The organism is Indibacter alkaliphilus LW1 (genome assembly GCF_000295935.2).
Lineage (GTDB): Bacteria > Bacteroidota > Bacteroidia > Cytophagales > Cyclobacteriaceae > Indibacter > Indibacter alkaliphilus.
In genome coordinates this window covers 156,253-173,575 of sequence record NZ_ALWO02000036.1, presented here as the reverse complement: position 1 = coordinate 173,575, position 17,323 = coordinate 156,253, and the positions used below count along the sequence as shown (strand labels likewise).

Sequence of the window (17,323 nt, the reverse complement as noted above, 5' to 3'; positions counted from 1 at the left end):
TATGAACAGACAATATGTCAAAATAAACTGGTTAGGCCTATTTCAATGTTACCGATTTGTTAATAGGAATTTTGTCCAAGAATATCCTGATCAGATCACGAGTAGAAACATTATCTGCTTCAGCTTCATAATTGAGTATAATTCTGTGGTTGAGCACATCTTCCGCTACCGCTTTGATGTCCTCGGGAAGTACATAGTCCCTGCCCTCCATAAAAGCAGATGCACGCGCCGCCAAATTAAGGTTGATACTTGCCCTTGGAGAAACCCCGAATTGTATGTATTTCGCTTCTTCTGCAAGTCCATATTTTTCCGGAAATCTGGTTGCAAATACCAATTCAATGATATATTGCTCCAAAGGCTCTGCTATCTTGACTTCATTGATCATGGAACGGATCGCAAAAATATCTTCTTTGGAAAGTATGGCATTGACTTCAGAGTTGAACTGCATATTCGCCATTCTCCTCATGACTTCCATTTCGTCTGCTTTACTTGGATAGTCGATGTGAACTTTCATCATAAACCTATCCACCTGTGCTTCTGGTAAAGGATAAGTACCTTCCTGGTCTACCGGGTTTTGGGTAGCCAATACAAGGAATGGTCTATCGAGTTGAAATGTCGTTTCGCCAATCGTTACTTGCTTTTCCTGCATGGCCTCCAAAAGCGCTGATTGTACCTTTGCTGGAGACCGGTTTACCTCATCCGCCAAAATAATATTGGCGAAGATTGGTCCTTTTTTCACTTCAAAATTGGCCTCCTGCTGATTGTAAATCATAGTACCCACCAAATCCGAAGGCAAAAGATCCGGAGTAAACTGTATTCTCTTAAAATCCAGGTGAAGAACTTTGGCAAGTGTGTTGACGGTAAGTGTTTTGGCCAAACCCGGCACACCTTCCAAAAGGATATGGCCATTGGTAAAAAGTCCGATCAACAACCTGTTGACCATTCTGTCCTGCCCTACCACGATCTTTTTTACCTCTTCTATTACCTGTTGGATTTTTTCCTGATGCATGTTTTTAAATTTGATATACAGTTGAAATAAATGGAAATATTTTTTGAAGCTCGATTCCCTGTCTCTAATTATGATTTACGAAGTACGATTTAAGAGGCCCTATACTCCCTCCAACCCTTCTTGGTACATTGTACTTGGTACCATTTTCCTGCCTCAAATCTCGTCTCTATTAAAACGCTGGCTAAATTATAACAAATTACCCTGTATCCCAATTTCCGTTTTTTGTAAATGATAAATGGCAAAAAGGAGGGTTTGATTATCGTCCTCTTTTAACGGGTGACCGTAAAAAAGATTTCTTTCCGGATGTTAAATTTTGTTGGTAGATATTTTTAGGGTCAAGTTTTAGCAATGCATAAATTTCCTCTTGAGCAAATTCTCTTACTTCACCAACCTCAAAACCGGCTACAGAGAGGTTTTCCATAGCAAGCCGAACCAACCTTAGCGTAGGAAACCCGATTGCAGCTGTCATTTTCCGGACCTGTCTGTTTTTCCCTTCCTTTAAGCTCAGCTCAATCCAGGTGTCGGGTACGGATTTCCGAAACCTTATCGGTGGATTCCGATCGGGCAAGACTGGTGCTTGCTGCAAAAGGCTGGCATTTGCTCTTTTAGTAATGTAGTTTTTCCCATCAACATTGATTTCCAGTCCATTTTCCAGTCTTTTCACTTCTTTTTCATTGGGGCTTCCTTCTACCTGCACCAAATAGGTCCTTTTGTGCCCAAACCTTGGATTGAGTAAGTGATGATTCAGTTCTTTATCATCTGTGATAAGCAGAAGACCTTCACTGTCCTTATCCAGCCTTCCAACCGGGTACACATTTTTTGGAAAATCAAAGAGACCCTTTAAAGTATCAGCATCACCACTGAACTGGCTGAGAATGCCAAAAGGCTTATAGATTACAAAATACCTACTCTGCATGAATGAATGATTAAATTGAAAAGGCCTCTGCATTTTGCAAAAAAGGACAAAAAGCAGAAGCCTGTACTTTATCAGATTTAGTTGGAATCAACTTCCACAGCCAATGCAGTCAAAATGGCTATCCATGGGTTTGACTCCTTTCAATTGCATTTCTAGGTTGTGGATTCTGTCACGGGTTTCCATGTCCTTAAACATATCTCCTGTAAGGGCTTCTTTGAGGTTTTCAACCTCTTTTTCGATGGCTGTCTTTTGTTCAGTTGTCATTTTTCAAATGGATTTAGTGGTAAGCATTTTTCAATATAAAAAAGTTCTTGGAAAAATATAAGGTCTGTGAGCCTCAGTTGAAAAAATTTGCTACCAATACCAAATGCGCTTGGAATATGTATGCATAGGAACAATCATTGTTATAGATTTGTCCTGTAGAAGTATTCAATGGTCTTTAGATAAAACTTCAAGTGAGATTAAAATTTTCCAAAGTTGGATTAAAAGTAAAAACAAACTTTGTTTACAAATCTGGACTTTCGAAATGTTATCCTAAATGCTATTGTAATTATAAAATTAGCTGTCCCACTTAAACCGTTTTTTGATGAATAAGTCTGAACTCAAACAACTCATAGATTTTAGAAAAACTCTGCACCAATACCCTGAATTATCGGGAGAAGAAAAGGAAACCGCCAAAAGGGTGCTTGAATTTTTCAAAGCATTTGAACCTGATGAGGTAGTGGAGGAATTGGGAGGTACGGGTCTCGCATTTATCTACGAGGGAAAGGAAAAGGGGCAAACCAGTATGTTCCGTTGTGAGTTGGACGGGTTACCTATCAAAGAAGATCACGCTATTCCACACAAAAGCAAAATCGAAGGAAAATCCCATACCTGTGGTCATGACGGACATATGGCGATTATTGCCGGGCTTGGAATGAAGCTTTCCAACGAAAGGCCGAAAAAAGGGAAAGTGGTCTTGCTCTTTCAACCGGCAGAGGAGATCGGAGAGGGAGCTCAGGCAGTCTTAGCAGATAAAAAATTCCATAAACATAATCCGGATGTTGGATTTGCACTTCACAACCTACCTGGCTATGAGAAAAATCAGGTAGTGATCAAGAAAGGGGCATTTGCTGCCGCTTCAGTAGGCATGATTGTTAAGCTAAAGGGTCGCAACTCTCACTCGGCTCATCCAGAAGCAGGTAATTCTCCAGCCGAAGCCATGGCAAAGTGCCTGGTTGCCTTGGAAAAGCTTCCTGATGCCATGAAAAGATTTACATTAGTCACAGTAATCCATGCCAAGTTAGGAGAAGCAGCATTTGGTACCACTCCGGGAGAGGCTGTAGTGTGTGCTACATTGAGGGCTTATGAAAATGAGACACGTGATATTCTAGTCGCTTATGCTGAAAAGCTTTGTACTCAAATTGCCAAAGAGTATGGATTGGAGATTAGTTTTGAATTTGTAGAGAGCTTCGCAGCAACCCACAATGATCCAGAAGCATGGGATTATGGGAATGATGCAGCAAAAAAGTTGGGTTTGAAAGTAAAGCATATCAGGATTCCTTTTAGGTGGTCAGAGGATTTTGGACATTTTTCCAAAAAGACAAAAACCTTGCTGTTTGGTTTGGGATCAGGGACCAAACAACCTCAATTGCACGAGCCTAATTTTGATTTTCCGGATGGACTGATCGATACCGGCGTAAGTATGTTTTGGGAGATCATTCAAAAATTACATTTTGAAGACTAAAACCATATAATCCTACCTTGTCAAGGTTAGGGAAATGGATAAAAACCTGTCAGATGTAATGTCCAATCCATAAAGGATACAATAGGTGAAATTATTGGGTAAGCTTATATAGGTGAGAGTCTCTTTGAAGTCTGGTAAAATGGAGCGGGATTCTTTAAAGAATTTTTTTGTAGTTGCTTCAAAATCAAATGTTTTCAGCGGAAAATTCAGTAGATTCGACCTATGAAGCGCATTCAACTTTTTGAATTTGAAGATCAGGCTTGGTTTCCGGATTGGATCAGAGTTATGATGACAAGGTACATCAGTACCTTTCATAGAATACTGGGTTCGGCTAGGCTTTTAGGCCCATTGATCAAAAGAGGACTTACCTATACAGAAGACAAAGTAATTTTAGATTTGTGCTCAGGAAATGGAGGTCCTATGGTAGAAATTGTCAAAAAACTTCAGGAGAGTCAACCGGGCTTAAAGCTTATTTTGAGTGATCTTTACCCCAATAAAACAGCGGCAGAAAAAATCAATAATGAGGAAGGCAAAGGACTCCAGTATTTGACCACTTCATTGGATGCCACTCAGGTTTCTCCGGAAATCAAAGGTCTCAGAACCATGGTAAGCAGCATGCACCATATGAAGCCTGAGATAGCCCGCCAAATTTTATCCAATGCCAAAACCTCCGGCCAGCCTATTTTGATTTATGAAATCAGTGACAATTCTCCTCCTATTTATTTATGGTGGTTGGCGATTCCTTTTGCCTTGATCGGAACATTGATTTTTACCCCTTCTGTGAAACCCTTGACCTGGCAACAGCTGGTATTTACTTACCTGATTCCTATTCTGCCTTTGTTTATAGCTTGGGATGGAGCTGTTTCGAATGCAAGAACCTATACTTTGGAGGACATGGAGCAATTGACCGAGGGGATGTCAGACGAAAAGTATAATTGGGAAATGGGAAAACTAAATGGGAAAGGAGGAAATAAACTGTATTTGCTCGGAAAGCCTAGAATCTAAAAAACATTACCATTAAGAAATTAAGGATGATCAAGAAATAAAAAGCTTAATCCCTAAATGGTGAAAAGTAATCGACCTCAATTGATATGACAAATCGGTAACGACATGGTGTCAAATCTAAAATCTACAATCTAAAATCTTAAATCAAAAAATGAAGAACTGATGAATTGACGAACGGATGAACTGTAACCGGTACACCAGACCCTGAACATTATATACACCCTGTCGTCCTTCATCCTTTTTTCAATCCTCAATCTGAAATCTACAATCTGAAATCTTCCTTCTACTCCACCACCCGTCTTGGAATATCCAAAGGCAAGCGTGTAAGCAATTCGTAATTGACCTGCTGCGTAGATTCGCCGAAAGAAGCAACAGTGATTTCATTATCTTCCTGTTTTCCGATGATAACTACTTCGTCTCCTTTTTGTGTTCCCTCCAAGTCTGTGATGTCTACAGCAATACTGTTCATGGTTACGGTCCCTACTACAGTCACTATTTTGCCGCCGATCAAGACCTTGCCCTGATTGCTTAACAAACGGCTATACCCATGCCCATAACCTATGGGAACCAAAGCGATGGTCATATCACGAGGTGCCATATAGCTTGAGCCATACCCAATAAAATCACCCATTTTGACCGTTTTGGTATTCATGACTGAACTTTTCCAAGAAATCAATCTCTTCAGAGGATTTTTGTTTTGCTCCGGAAGTGTTTGGAATTTATACATGTAGGTTTCCATAGTGGGCCAGAGCCCGTAGGAAGCAATGCCTATTCTGACCAGGTCCATGATTGTTTCAGGGTAACTGAGTGTAGCAGCAGAACAAGCAGTATGATATTTTTCAAACTTAATTCCTTCAGCAGTCAGCCACTTTTTAAACTTACTATATTCTTTGATCTGTTTTCGGACACGCACATAATTACTGATGCTTTCTGCTCCTGCATAGTGAGTGCAAAGGCCTTTTAGCTCTAAGTGTTCCCTGTTTTCCTTAAGAATTTTACCCAGCCATTCTCTGTCATCCCATTCAAATCCAGTTCTATGAAAACCCGTTTCCACCTCTATATGAATTTTTGCTTTGACGTTTAGTTTTTTGGCCATAGCTATAGCTGCTTCCAGTCTGTCAAACTCAAAAGCAAAAAAACTGATTTCCTTCAGCAGAATTTCTTCTAAGTCTGAATTTTCCAGCATTCCCATGATCATCACCTGAGAATTGTGCAGGCTGGAATTGTATACCCTTAAGGCTTCATCCGAACTGAATGTGCTGAAATGCCTGATCCCATTTTCCTCTGCCAAGGGCACAATATTTTCAATGCCATGTCCATAAGCATTGCCTTTGACGACTATTGAGATTTCCGTTTTATCACCGACTTCAGACTTCAAAAAATCTATGTTTTTTTTGTACGCGGATTTACTGATTTCGATAAAAGAGGTGTGCTGCATGCCTGTTAAGTTATAAAATTTCCGGATTGCGGTTTAAATAAAAGGCAAAAACCCGAAGGATTGTTCCTTCGGGTTTAATCAAAAAGATTAATGACTTATTTTTTCAGTTTGATTTTGATTTCAGCCATACCTCCGAATGAATTGAATTGGGCTACGGTTCCGGCAAGCCTCTCACCAAAATCACATTGATTGCAGTCTAATACCCCTCTTGTAATAAAAACCCCTATCTGATCTTCAGGAAAACTACCCTGCCATGTATCAGAATTATTTATATATTGAGCAAGAAGGTTGGCATGTGTGCCGTTCGCATTCCATGAAAATGTAGTGAAAAGCCACCCGATCTGCCTTTTGAACCCGTAGGTCCTGATCGTATATGATTCATGGTTTTCTTCTTTATCAAAGACAGCAGTATGCCAAACACTGTATCCAACACTTGTACCTTGTGACCCTCCTTGAGCTATGTAAGGTTTTGGCGTTCGCAGAAAAGTAATCGGTGTAAAGGGAACATGGAGGATTTTGTAATTGTCATCATTTTCGATGTTGACTTTTCCTTCGGCTGTATGGTATTTGAACCAATCGCCTCCATCTTTTCTCCTCATATAGATGTCTACTTTTAAACTTTCCTCTTCTTTTTCCACATCCTCATCAAGTGCCTGATAAGTAAGTCTTGGTCTTTGGGTGGTGATTGCGGTAGTTTTGCCCTCAAACATGCCGTATTGACCGGGTGTAGACCATTCATATCTATATTCAAAAAACTCTTCCTGTTCAAAAGGGTTTCCACTTAACCATTCCACATATAATGCTACCGATTGTTTTTCTTTTCCGGACAAGGTGATTCCACCAGGTTTGAGTACTAATCTTGCCGGTTTGATTGTCAAGGTAGAGGATGCCTCTCCAATTTTGGTTTCATTGGGTCCTTGCTTCACAAATACCTGCACTGATATGGTTTCCTTGGCATCATTTGGTACAGCTGCCCTGTCGGACCGATAAGTTATAGTCTTCTGCCCATTTTCGATTTCTTTGCCGGTGTTGCCCAGATTATCCCTTATATTTCCAAAGGTTCCCGAAGTCGACCACTTGTATAGAAAGGCCTGTCCATCGCTGAGTTCTGTTTTAGTCTCCACAGTAAATTCTTGATTGGAAAGTGCAGTGATTGACGCTGTTTTTGGAAGAAGTTTGATATCATGCTCTCTTGCTGTCACCAAAAACTGCTCTACGGGCCTTGCATTGGTCAGGTGGGCCATCAATCTGTCAGCATCCCAAAAGCCCAATGCTTTCTCAATAAGATCGAAAGCCTTTAAGAATTTAGCAGTCCGACTTTTGGTCTGCAGGTCTTTGGTGTCATATAGATTACCGAACTCAGGGTCTTTGGCGTATTTAGAAAAAATCATATCCAGTAGTTGATTTTTGGCCTTGTCAGCTACTGCATCCTGCAAAGGATCAATAAAAATCTTCTCCAATGATTCCTTCAGGGCTTCCCTATACTGTCCTTCTTCCACCTTTTTGGCGATCTCAGGGTATCCGTTTATAAACGAAGTGGTTGCGGAATTCATCATTTCCAAAGGCCATCCCTCGTCTCCATCTATTTTGATATTGTTGTTGATAAAATATCCTATAGCCGGGATCAAGGCTTCCACTAGAAATGTCTGTATAGCCATCTCGGTATACTTTTCCAGTTCTTTGGTAGTCATCCTGTTCTGTGCGCTGTTCCCAAATGTGGGACCAACCAACCGAACTGCATATTCAGCTTCTGATTCATTTGCCCCTAAGGGAATGGAAATAGGGCCTGTCTCTTTCATAAATACTTCCATCCCGTTTCCTGCCAGGTGATCTGTCAGTACACCCATAATCCCTCCGGATTTATTCGCTGCATCTATGGCCTTTTCACTGAATATGGCAGGACTCTGGGAAGGATTGAAACTTTTGGATTTGATCAATTCTGTTTTTGTGCCTTCTTTGTCCTTAAAGGAAAGTTTGTACAAATAAGCATAGGCCACTCGCAGGTATTGGTTCCTGATGAGTATGGACTGGAAGTCATTGTCAAAAACCTGTATGCCGCTTTTGTACCCTGTCGGGGCAACGTTGATCTGCCTTGCCCGGATGTCTATCTCCTCTCCTTTTTCATAAATCGGTCTCGCAAAGTCTTCCAGAGCATGGATGTACTTTTCGGTTTCAAAGAGCTTATTGTCGCTTACATATAGTTCGGTCAATTTCTTTTTGAATTCATCCATTCCTGGAAGGCTTGCTGCTTCATCGGGGTATTTTTCCTGCACAGAAGAAGGCAGGGTAAATCCGCCAAGGCCCAAGAAAGCCAAGGCTTCTGCCGAAGACTGAATGCTGAGGGTTTTGTTTTTGTCATTGATAAAGCCGAGTAAAAGTATGTTGTCATCCTTGTCCTGAAGAAAGGCCAACTGGCTTTTTCCCTGTGGCACGAATACTTTGGAACTGCTGCCCTGAAGCGGATGCTCCTTGAATGCTCCGATCACCCTGGCACCTTCCAGATCGGGACTGACATTCTCGGGAAAAACCACATTGATATCCATGGTGGGATACCCGGTGGGTTGTGGATCCGGGTCTGGGTCAGGATCTGGATCCGGGTTGTCAATGATAGGTGGCAGATCAGGTTCTTCCACATCTTTGCAGGAGTTTACTGCCAGAAAAAAGGCAAAAAACAGGAGGAGGTAAATCTTCGGTTTCATGATGATTAAGGTTGGTATATCCTTACATCGTAAAACCTTCAAAATATCATCAAATATACAGGCTTGAGCTCGGTTATTTTTGAACTATCCTCATTTCACGAATTTACTTTACCCATTGAAGATTGACCCCAATCGAAAAAAGAAAGTTATTTTCACCAATAGGAGGTCTGTGGGCATAGTCCTTTCTGACCTCTCCAAGTATTCTCCCTGTAACCAAGTTCACTTCTGCATTGAATGGAAACTGTCCTTCAGTCCACTGATGAAGTGGCAAACGGGCACCATATCCCCATGTAAAGCCCTTTACGTCTGTAGTTACCCAAGCGCCGCCTTCGGGTCGGATATCTTTGGGTCTCTTCTCAAAATAATACCCCATTCTTAAGGCAATGGTATTGAAAAACCAAGTTTCGGTTCCAACTCCAAAAGAACTGTTGTACCCCTGAGTATTTAAAGGATCCTTGCCAGGAAGCTCATCTCTGAACTGTAAATGAACACCTACATCCATCTGCTTGGAGTTTTGATCAAAAAAACCTTTTCCTTGTACTAAATTGTTGGATAGCGGGACAGAAAAATGATAGGATGCACCCAGATGAAGGAGAATAAGCATAGACCGGTAATTAAGTAAATCCTCATAAGTCTGTTCTGTCCTGTTTTTCATGCCTGCGTTGACAAGACTTGCTGCCCCTCTTATTTTCTGGTTCTGCATTTTTTCCACTTTTATCCAATCCACCTCTTTTTCATAAATAGCTCCTAAGTTGAAAATAAAATCTCTGGAAGTAATACTTCCCGGGATACCTTCTTCATACAAATACAATCCTGAAGCACCTACATACAATCCGTCTATTACTTCATAGGCTGCATTAACAGAAAACATGGTTTGCTCTCTTTTGTCTACAGAAAAGTCCCTTCCAGCGATCTGTGTAGTCCATATAGGGTTTCGGTCCGTCCACCTGAATGAACTAAGACCAAGGTTGAGACGATCATTGACCCTGTAGGTAACACCAGCAAATGGGTAATGGGAATTAATCCTTACTTGCCCACCATGAGCGTAATTGAAATGGGTGGATATCTTTGCCTTGGTCAGGCCGATGGCAGCTGGATTGTAAAATGCATTGTCTATCCCATCCATGGTAATAGCTGTTCTTCCCATACCTGCTGACCTGGCAGATGTAGTTTCCTGAGAAAAAAGCCCATAGTAATGCGTAGGGGTGTAATAGCTGATTGACCCTTGGCCAAAGCTTTGAATACTAATCAAGGAAAAAAGGATGATTGCCGATAGATGCTTTTTCATTTTGTTTAAAGTTCAGTAGTAGTGCTTGAATTTGTTTTTTCTTTGTAGAATCTGATTTGTGGCTCAAGGGCTTAAATCAGACAAGCTTGATAGAGTTCCACAAGCTCAACTTGGTATTTGATGAAGTCTTTTTATTGAATTTTAATGCATCTACATGATCCTCCAGCGGTGAGGAATTTGCCTTGTCCTAATGCAGCTTGCTCCCTATCATGGAATAGGGTAAAGTACCTTGCTGAAGTTCCTGCACTTGTTTCTGTTGCCGTCCAAAACTCAACTAATTCCCCTAATCCATTAAAGTTTTGTGTAATGTTATCAGTTCTACCGGATGGCAATGCTGAAAACCCCGAATTATTAGTGCCTCCAAGATTAGGGGAATCCCAAATATTTCTGCTCTTCAGAGCACCTGCGTTGCCCGATCCTCCTATTGCACCAAGTAAAGTGGTGAAATCTTCTATGGAGGGAAGTTTCCAACCATCAGGGCATGCTTCCATTGCTTCCCACCAATTATATAGTCTTCCATGAATCTCGCAGTTTTGGCTATTATTTTCGTAGCAACGGCTGAATTCAGTTTCAAAATTTAAATTGTCTGCCATCCAAATTTGATTTCCTATTTGGATGGTTCTGTAAACTTGGCCATCACGATCATCAGTAAATGATCCAAATTCTGCCGGAGAAGGGTCGTCATCGTTTTGCTCTGAAAAGCAAGCACTCAAAATGAGAATTAGGAGAAATGCGGCTCCTTTAAAGAATTGATTTTTCATGAATTAAGATGTGTTTTCTACTCATCGTAGAATCCTTTAAATGTCATCAAGTATCACAATAAAAAAACCCGAAGATTTCCCTCCGGGTCTTAAATTGGTTGCGAATGTTTACAGTTTTATTTACTCCTCCTTTCAGAATTATTTGACATAAATCCCATAAGCACCTGTCTGGCCATAATCTATTCTAGGTTCTGATTTAGGAAGCATTACCTCTGTCCCATTTTTGACATATGCTGCTTCATAGGAAATATAACCAGCGACATAGACATCATTTCCTTTTACCTCAATAGCAGCAGCTTGGGCTGGTTTGCCTGAGAAGATTTGTTGCTGTTCACCATCCTTCATGACATAAAGATTGTTGTTGCCAAATCCATCGGCCACTTCATCAAAGATCAGAAAAACATGTCCATCGTGTATTTTTACAGCTCTTGAATAGGAAAGTCTTGGCCCTTCCATAAGCCACTCAGCTTCTCCATCTTTCCAAAAGCGGGCATACAATCTATTGGCATCTGCGGGACCTGTATCAGGGTGGTTTTCTGCTCCAGATACATAGACAGACCCATTCAGTACCCCCACACCATAAAGATGTACATTTCTACTGCCTTCACTCAGATAGGTAGGTTCACCGTCTCTCCATAATACCCCCACAAACCTGCCACTCACCACTTCTCTACCAACAGCATAAACAGTCCCATTGTCCACAAAAATCCCCATGGCTTCTGATCTGGTACCTCTAGTGGGTAACTCCTGAACGGTTCCGTTTTTCCAGATGGCAGCTTTGTTGTTGACAGTTCCTGCAAAATATAGGTCATTCCCTTCTACAAATACCGCCAATGCTTCTGAGGCCTGACCATTGTTGTCCAGCTTGATCAACTCTTCATTTTTCCAATAAACAGCTTCAGCATCTGTACTGGTAACTGTAGATCGCAAATGTCCTGGTATGATCATGTCCTCCCCCATATAAGTGATACCCGTAGCAATCCCGCTTTTGCCCTCACTATCCAAGGTTGTGATGACTCCATCTTTCCAAATAGTGGCAATGTTCAGGTTGGTCACTCTGGACCTTTGGTAACCGGCTACATAGACTCCTTCGTCGCCTGAGGGTTCGTCAATGTCATCATCTACGGGTCCACTTTCCAAAACTTCACTGATGGACTCAATGGCTTCGGAAACAGAGCCTCCATCTGTTACCAATTGCGCTGTTCCTTGTGGGACAAAGGTGTTTCCTCCACTGCTGTTGTTGGTATTGATATAGGCGATTTTAAGGTTTCTGAGGTTGTTTCCGTCTTTGGTACCTGATATGATGATATCAAAGACGGCTGCATTGGAGCCGTTTCTAGCCGTTCCTTTAGCAAATACTGAAAAATTATTTCCCGAACCGGTAATGATGGCGTTGTTTGCAGTCAGCTCTTCACCAATCAACCTGACTCCCTGTATTTTGACATTTTCAGAAACCTGATCAAAAAACCTAATTCCTGCATCCGGGAATACATGTCCGGCCTGATTGCCACCCGATTGGGTGGTTGCCTGTAATGTCTTGTTCTTTATTCTATAGTGGCCTGCGATGTTTGGTGGGTTGGTTCCTGAGTTGATGTTAAGACCAAGGTCTTTAAAAATATCCTGATTTTGCGGAGACACCACAGTTGCGATTCTTTCCTGGATCCCATCGTCAGTCTTTGGCGTGTCGATATCCTCATTTTCTGAACATGCCAGAAAGAAAAAAGACAGGATAAGAAAAGCGTAAAAGATAGATTGAATTTTCATCTGATTAGTGTTTTGGTTGGATAAGTGTTCTATTCAAAATGTTATCTGATTTTTTTAAGCATAAAGAGATGCTTACCTGTGGCCCAACTGATACTTTGAAATCTGTTTTTCAGGTAGAAAAGGCTGAATGATCAGTCTTTAATGAGACATCGAATCAACTGAAAAAAGTCATCAAAAAAATTAAGGAATCTTATCTTTTAAGCATGTATAGTCCAAGGGAAATCAACAATACCGTTCCAAAAAGCCAATACACCCAAGTGTAATTGCCATTAAGTCCTTCAATTGGCCCTGGGTCTCCAATCAGTATCAGTCCTGCCCAATACTGAGGAGAGAGAGTTCTGCCCTGTGCCGTTTCAAGGTATTGTAATTTGGCCAGACGGAGTGCCCTGTCTTTTGGGAGGCCATCTTTGATATGTTGGAGGAAAAATTCAGTGATCTGGTTGCTGGCCTTTTCATCAATTTTCCATAGGCTGGTCAATAGGCTCTCACTGCCTGAATAAGTAAAAGCATGGCTTAGGGAAATCATTCCTTCACCCGGCTGATAGATGGGTTTGCCTGTTTCACAAGCGGTCAGGATGGCCAATTCAGTCCGCAGGTCTGTGTTGTAAATTTCGTAAGCATAAAGTGAGTTGTCTTCATCTGTCAAACCTCCTCCATTGGATTTGGCAAAAATCAATCGGGAAAATGCCGGGCTGATATTATCGGACTCTGCATGTGTACCTATATGGATGATCTTATGGTTGCCGGCCTTTTGCCGGAATGCAGCTGGCGTGGATTCCTCAAGCACATAGCGCTCTCCTTCAAAAGACCTACTCGCATTCTCCGCCAAGCTCAAAGTAAAGGGTTGTGGCAATAATGAGAGATAGGCTTTGTCTACCAAAGAACTGTCTTGGACAAAAGCCATATATTTTTCTTTCATATTGTCGATGAATCCAGGAGCAAAAACAACGTAATTGGAGGAAATTTTTGAAGTAGGCTTCTTTTGGGTCAGGCTAAGGCTAAAATGATAGTAAATGTCATGCTTGGCCAAGAGACTTTTTTTGGAAAAATCCCGAAAACTGTCTGTACTTTCGGTCAGCAACATGTCAAAGCTCAGGTTATACAAAATACCATCCGGAATGATCAGCACCCTTTCTTCTGTCAAATCATTCGCAAATGGCTCCCAAAGCTGCTTGTACAACTCATGGCTAAAGGCACAGATTACTTTTGTCTCATGCCAGTTTTCAGATAACTTAGAGATCAAGTCTGCCTGAAAATCCAGAGGATAAAGCTTCATCTTGCCCTGTCTGATGACAATGGCATACAGGTGGTCTTCTACAAAAATGTACCTTACAGCCTGAAGGGATAATGGAAGACGGATTTCCTGCCGGCTGATGTTGGCATAGCGGGTTTGATAATAGTCTGGGTATTCAGTTCTGAGCATCTGGAGAAAATCATCCCATTCATTTGAGAGCTTTATGAAATCTGACAATGAACTCGCCTCTTCAAGTTCATCTCTCAAATTTGCTTTTATTTGCGCTTCTCTGTCCAGCACTTTTTGTGGAATATCCTTGAAAGATACCAGACCGGCCTGATTTACCTGAGCACGGATTTTGGCATAGACTTCTGATTCCTGTACTGCCAACAAAGACTTCAAGTAGGCCTCATCATTTGTTTTTTGGTAAAGTTCAAACTGTATCTTTTTGATAAAAGAGAGGAGTTCCTGACTTTGGCTTTGAAGTATGGTGATGTCTTCAGAGTTGTTGAGTGTGTTTTTTCTCCTTTCCAAAACCTGTTGTGCATCCATCAGTTTTTCCAGGCTGGATTCCAAAAAATTCAGTGAAGGGTCCTGGTTGAGGTAATATTCTGATTTTACCTGAAGCAATACAGCCTGTGGTTTGTCAAACTCTACCCTTACTGAATCTAAGCTCCCCTTGGTATTTCGAATCAGGCTTTCCAAGATTTCCAGACTTTCATCGGCTAAAACTTTGGCCCTTTGGTATGCTTTTAAATTGAAATGTACTTCTCCTAAATTTAATATCTGGCTGAATCCGGTGACCGTATTTTTCCCGTCGGTTTTGAAGACATAATCAACTCCTTTTTGAGCCATTTCCAATGCTGTCTTGGACTCTTCCTGCAATGAAAAAAAACGGGAGGCATTCCCCAAAAAACCCAGATAAACGTAGTCAGCTTTGTCTTTGAGTCCTTTCAGAAAGTATTCATTGGCTTTGTGGTAATGTGACTTGGCCTTTTCTATATGCTGAGTGGATTCATAAAGCATACCAAGGGTATGGTGGGCATCTCCTGCCTGAATGAAATACTCACCTTCATTTTGGCTGATTCCTTCCAAAGCCTCCAATAGGAACCCCTCAGCCTGAGAGAAATTTTTGAGAGAATTATGTGCTTGTCCTAAGTGTATTTTAGTTTCTATGACCTCAGGGTGCATGGGGTCGAAGCGCTTTTCTTTTTCTCTAAGGGTGTACTCATGCAGCTGAAGTGCTTTTTGATAGTTACCCACACTTTTGTAAACGGCCGCGAGATTGGCAGTGCTGTAAAAGAGGGAAATATGTGCTCTGTTCCATTTTGGATCATCTTTGGCATTTTCCAAAAAATGTTGGATCAGGTCAATAGAAGATTTGACCCTTTTGATACTTTCCTGAGGATTGCCTTTGACATCATAAACTGCAGCCAGGTTGCCATCGATCATGGCTTTTCGGTAGTATTGGTTGGTAGGATTGGCCTCCATCTGATCTAGCATTTTGATCCCCTCCAGCCAAAAATATTCCGCTGAATCCCATTTGGCTTCATACCAGTATCTCACACCAAGATCATTGAGTGAGTTGAATTTACTGACAGCAGAGGTCAGAGGATCTTCCTCAAAACCCTTATGGGCTTTCAAAGAATGTGATTTGGCGAGCTCTGGTGAACCCAACAAGGAGGCTATGACGCCAAGGTTTTTTTCGATTATGCCCCATTCTTCTCCCCTATAATCCGGCATCTGATAGGTATATTCCAGTGCTTTAAGATTGGCATCGTAAGCCATCTGCGTTTTCCCTGCTTCCAGGTAATAAGTGTGTATTTCCAGATATGCCTGTCTTAAGGATCTGGCTTCATTGGTTTTTTCCCTAATAAGGTTCAACCAGTTTTCTGCAGCTTCTATCCCCGCAGTGGTGGATTCTTTTTGTTGTGCAATGTATCCGGCATAGGGAATAAAATAAGCAAGATTTAGGTAGTCGGATTGCTCAAGATATTCTTGGGTATATTTTTCAAAAAGCTTCTCAGCTTGTTGAGTTTGTACTTCTGATAAATATGCCTGAATTGCCGCCAATTGTGCATCCACGGGTTTGTCAGATTGCATGCCTGCCAAAAGCAAGGCCAACACGATCAGCAGCAAGGCTTTCATTTTTCCTCTAAAGTTTTGAGCAATTGATCTTTGAGGGGATGTGTGGAATTTGCCAGATTGACTTTGGCTTCTTCCATTCTTCCCTCTCCCAGGTGTGCCAAACCCAGATACCAATAATTATCTTCAGTAAACCTGCCTTCCGGCAGTAAGAGCACTTTTTCAAAGTAGGAGATAGCAGCCTCCGTCTCTTTCAGGGCAAGGTGTGAGGAGCCTATAAAATAAAGCAGGGTGTCATTTTCAGGTTTCTCCAATAGAATTGTTTCCCATCTACGTATTGCATCCCTGTAATTCCCGGACTTGTAATCCACCATTGCCCTATCAAAGTCATATTGTCCCTCTGAGCTCATGGCAGTGATCAAACCTGGGTCTTCCTGAAAGTATTGGGCAAACAACCTTTCATGGCTAGTTGGCTGAGGATAAAGTGTCCATACAGCCGCTGCTATTACCAATGCTATGGCCGCTGCAGCAGACCAAAACCAAGGTGTGAGTTTTTTGACAGGAGCTGGTCCAGATGATTCGCTTTCCATGTCCTGATGGAATTTATCCAAGCTATTTCGTAAAGCCCCTTCTTCCACGGCCGAAATCAAAGCCTTGACTTCTACGTGTTTTTTTCTCAAGTCCTCACTTTGCTCCAGTTCCTCCCGGAATAAATCAGCTTCAGAAGCAGACATACTTCCTAGAATATACTGTTCGATCCTTTCAAACTCTTCTTGTGATATATGATTTGGGTTATTCAAAGTCTTATTTGGTTTTAGTTTTCCACTTTTCTTTCAGCTGTTGAATGCAGCGGTATTTGTTGTTGCGTGCAGTTGCAGAAGTCCAGTCAAAGGCTGAGGCTATTTGCTCCATGCTTTCTTTCTGGAAGTAAAACCTTTTCAGAACCTCCTTGCAGGTTTCGCCAAGATTTTCAAACTCTTTGACGACCCACTGATGGTAAGCTTCTGTTTCAAGCTCATTTTCTTCCTCAGCCTCGTGAAGGTTTGGTTGCAGTTCCACGGTAATTTTGTTTTTGGCATTTCTCAACTTATCCAGCCATTTGTTTTTGGCAATCTGATAAAGGTATCCCGCTATCGCGGTTCCGTTTTCAGGATGAAATTTCTCCAGCTTGATATTTCTCCAAAGGACCACAAACGCTTCTTGGTAGATATCTTTGGCGTCTTCAGGATCTCCATTGTTTGCCAATATGTATTGTTCGATCTTTTTGTATTGGCTTTGATAGAATACCTGAATCATCCTGGAATCATTATTTTTGATTCCCTCTATTATTTCTTCCTGACTGTATTTTTCAAAAGTATATTGCTGCATCACGATGTTCAATGCAGAAATATACAACCA

Annotated in this window: 13 protein-coding genes; 2 read left to right on the top strand and 11 right to left on the bottom strand. The window is 41.5% G+C overall.

The genetic code is table 11. The features are described from left to right. Nucleotides 1-37: 37 nt before the first annotated feature. The 3 genes from A33Q_RS12040 to A33Q_RS22310 form a co-directional block, all read right to left on the bottom strand. Complete coding sequence (locus tag A33Q_RS12040) at nucleotides 38-1,009, bottom strand: AAA family ATPase (protein ID WP_009034994.1); 972 nt, start codon at nucleotides 1,007-1,009, stop codon at nucleotides 38-40. Nucleotides 1,010-1,265: 256 nt separating this feature from the next. Next, nucleotides 1,266-1,925: a pseudouridine synthase gene (locus tag A33Q_RS12035; RefSeq protein ID WP_009034995.1), complete on the bottom strand. Its 660-nt coding sequence runs from the start codon at nucleotides 1,923-1,925 to the stop codon at nucleotides 1,266-1,268. Nucleotides 1,926-2,012: 87 nt separating this feature from the next. After that, nucleotides 2,013-2,189 (bottom strand): hypothetical protein, encoded by a 177-nt coding sequence (locus tag A33Q_RS22310; protein ID WP_009034996.1) that lies wholly within the window; start codon nucleotides 2,187-2,189, stop codon nucleotides 2,013-2,015. Nucleotides 2,190-2,511: 322 nt separating this feature from the next. On the opposite strand from A33Q_RS22310, the gene A33Q_RS12030 reads away from it, so the two are divergent. Then, a complete protein-coding gene (locus tag A33Q_RS12030; RefSeq protein WP_009034997.1) occupies nucleotides 2,512-3,651 on the top strand; it encodes an amidohydrolase in 1,140 nt (379 codons plus the stop codon). A 222-nt stretch (nucleotides 3,652-3,873) separates the two neighbouring features. After that, a complete protein-coding gene (locus tag A33Q_RS12025; protein ID WP_009034998.1) occupies nucleotides 3,874-4,656 on the top strand; it encodes a hypothetical protein in 783 nt (260 codons plus the stop codon). A gap of 283 nt (nucleotides 4,657-4,939) precedes the next feature. Here A33Q_RS12025 and alr read toward each other — a convergent pair whose 3' ends face one another. The 8 genes from alr to A33Q_RS11985 all read right to left on the bottom strand — a co-directional run bounded on the left by alr (nucleotide 4,940) and on the right by A33Q_RS11985 (nucleotide 17,320). Next, on the bottom strand, nucleotides 4,940-6,094 hold the full coding sequence (alr, locus tag A33Q_RS12020; RefSeq protein ID WP_009034999.1) for an alanine racemase: 1,155 nt from the start codon (nucleotides 6,092-6,094) through the stop codon (nucleotides 4,940-4,942). Between the two features lie 95 nt (nucleotides 6,095-6,189). After that, nucleotides 6,190-8,793, bottom strand: coding sequence for a hypothetical protein (locus A33Q_RS12015; protein WP_009035000.1), 2,604 nt, complete (start codon nucleotides 8,791-8,793; stop codon nucleotides 6,190-6,192). Between the two features lie 103 nt (nucleotides 8,794-8,896). Beyond that, on the bottom strand, nucleotides 8,897-10,081 hold the full coding sequence (locus tag A33Q_RS12010; protein WP_009035001.1) for a PorV/PorQ family protein: 1,185 nt from the start codon (nucleotides 10,079-10,081) through the stop codon (nucleotides 8,897-8,899). 131 nt (nucleotides 10,082-10,212) lie between these two features. Then, entirely contained in the window at nucleotides 10,213-10,842 is a 630-nt protein-coding gene (locus A33Q_RS12005) for a fibrobacter succinogenes major paralogous domain-containing protein (protein ID WP_009035002.1), read from the bottom strand. 138 nt (nucleotides 10,843-10,980) lie between these two features. Continuing rightward, nucleotides 10,981-12,606 (bottom strand): hypothetical protein, encoded by a 1,626-nt coding sequence (locus A33Q_RS12000; protein ID WP_009035003.1) that lies wholly within the window; start codon nucleotides 12,604-12,606, stop codon nucleotides 10,981-10,983. A gap of 190 nt (nucleotides 12,607-12,796) precedes the next feature. Continuing rightward, nucleotides 12,797-15,988, bottom strand: a complete 3,192-nt coding sequence (locus A33Q_RS11995) for a CHAT domain-containing protein (RefSeq protein WP_009035004.1) — start codon at nucleotides 15,986-15,988, stop codon at nucleotides 12,797-12,799. Continuing rightward, entirely contained in the window at nucleotides 15,985-16,725 is a 741-nt protein-coding gene (locus tag A33Q_RS11990) for a tetratricopeptide repeat protein (protein ID WP_009035005.1), read from the bottom strand. The genes A33Q_RS11995 and A33Q_RS11990 overlap by 4 nt, the downstream gene beginning before the upstream one ends. A gap of 4 nt (nucleotides 16,726-16,729) precedes the next feature. Continuing rightward, the gene (locus tag A33Q_RS11985) at nucleotides 16,730-17,320 is read right to left on the bottom strand and encodes an RNA polymerase sigma factor (RefSeq protein ID WP_009035006.1); all 591 of its coding nucleotides are present in this window, start codon (nucleotides 17,318-17,320) and stop codon (nucleotides 16,730-16,732) included. Nucleotides 17,321-17,323 lie beyond the last annotated feature (3 nt).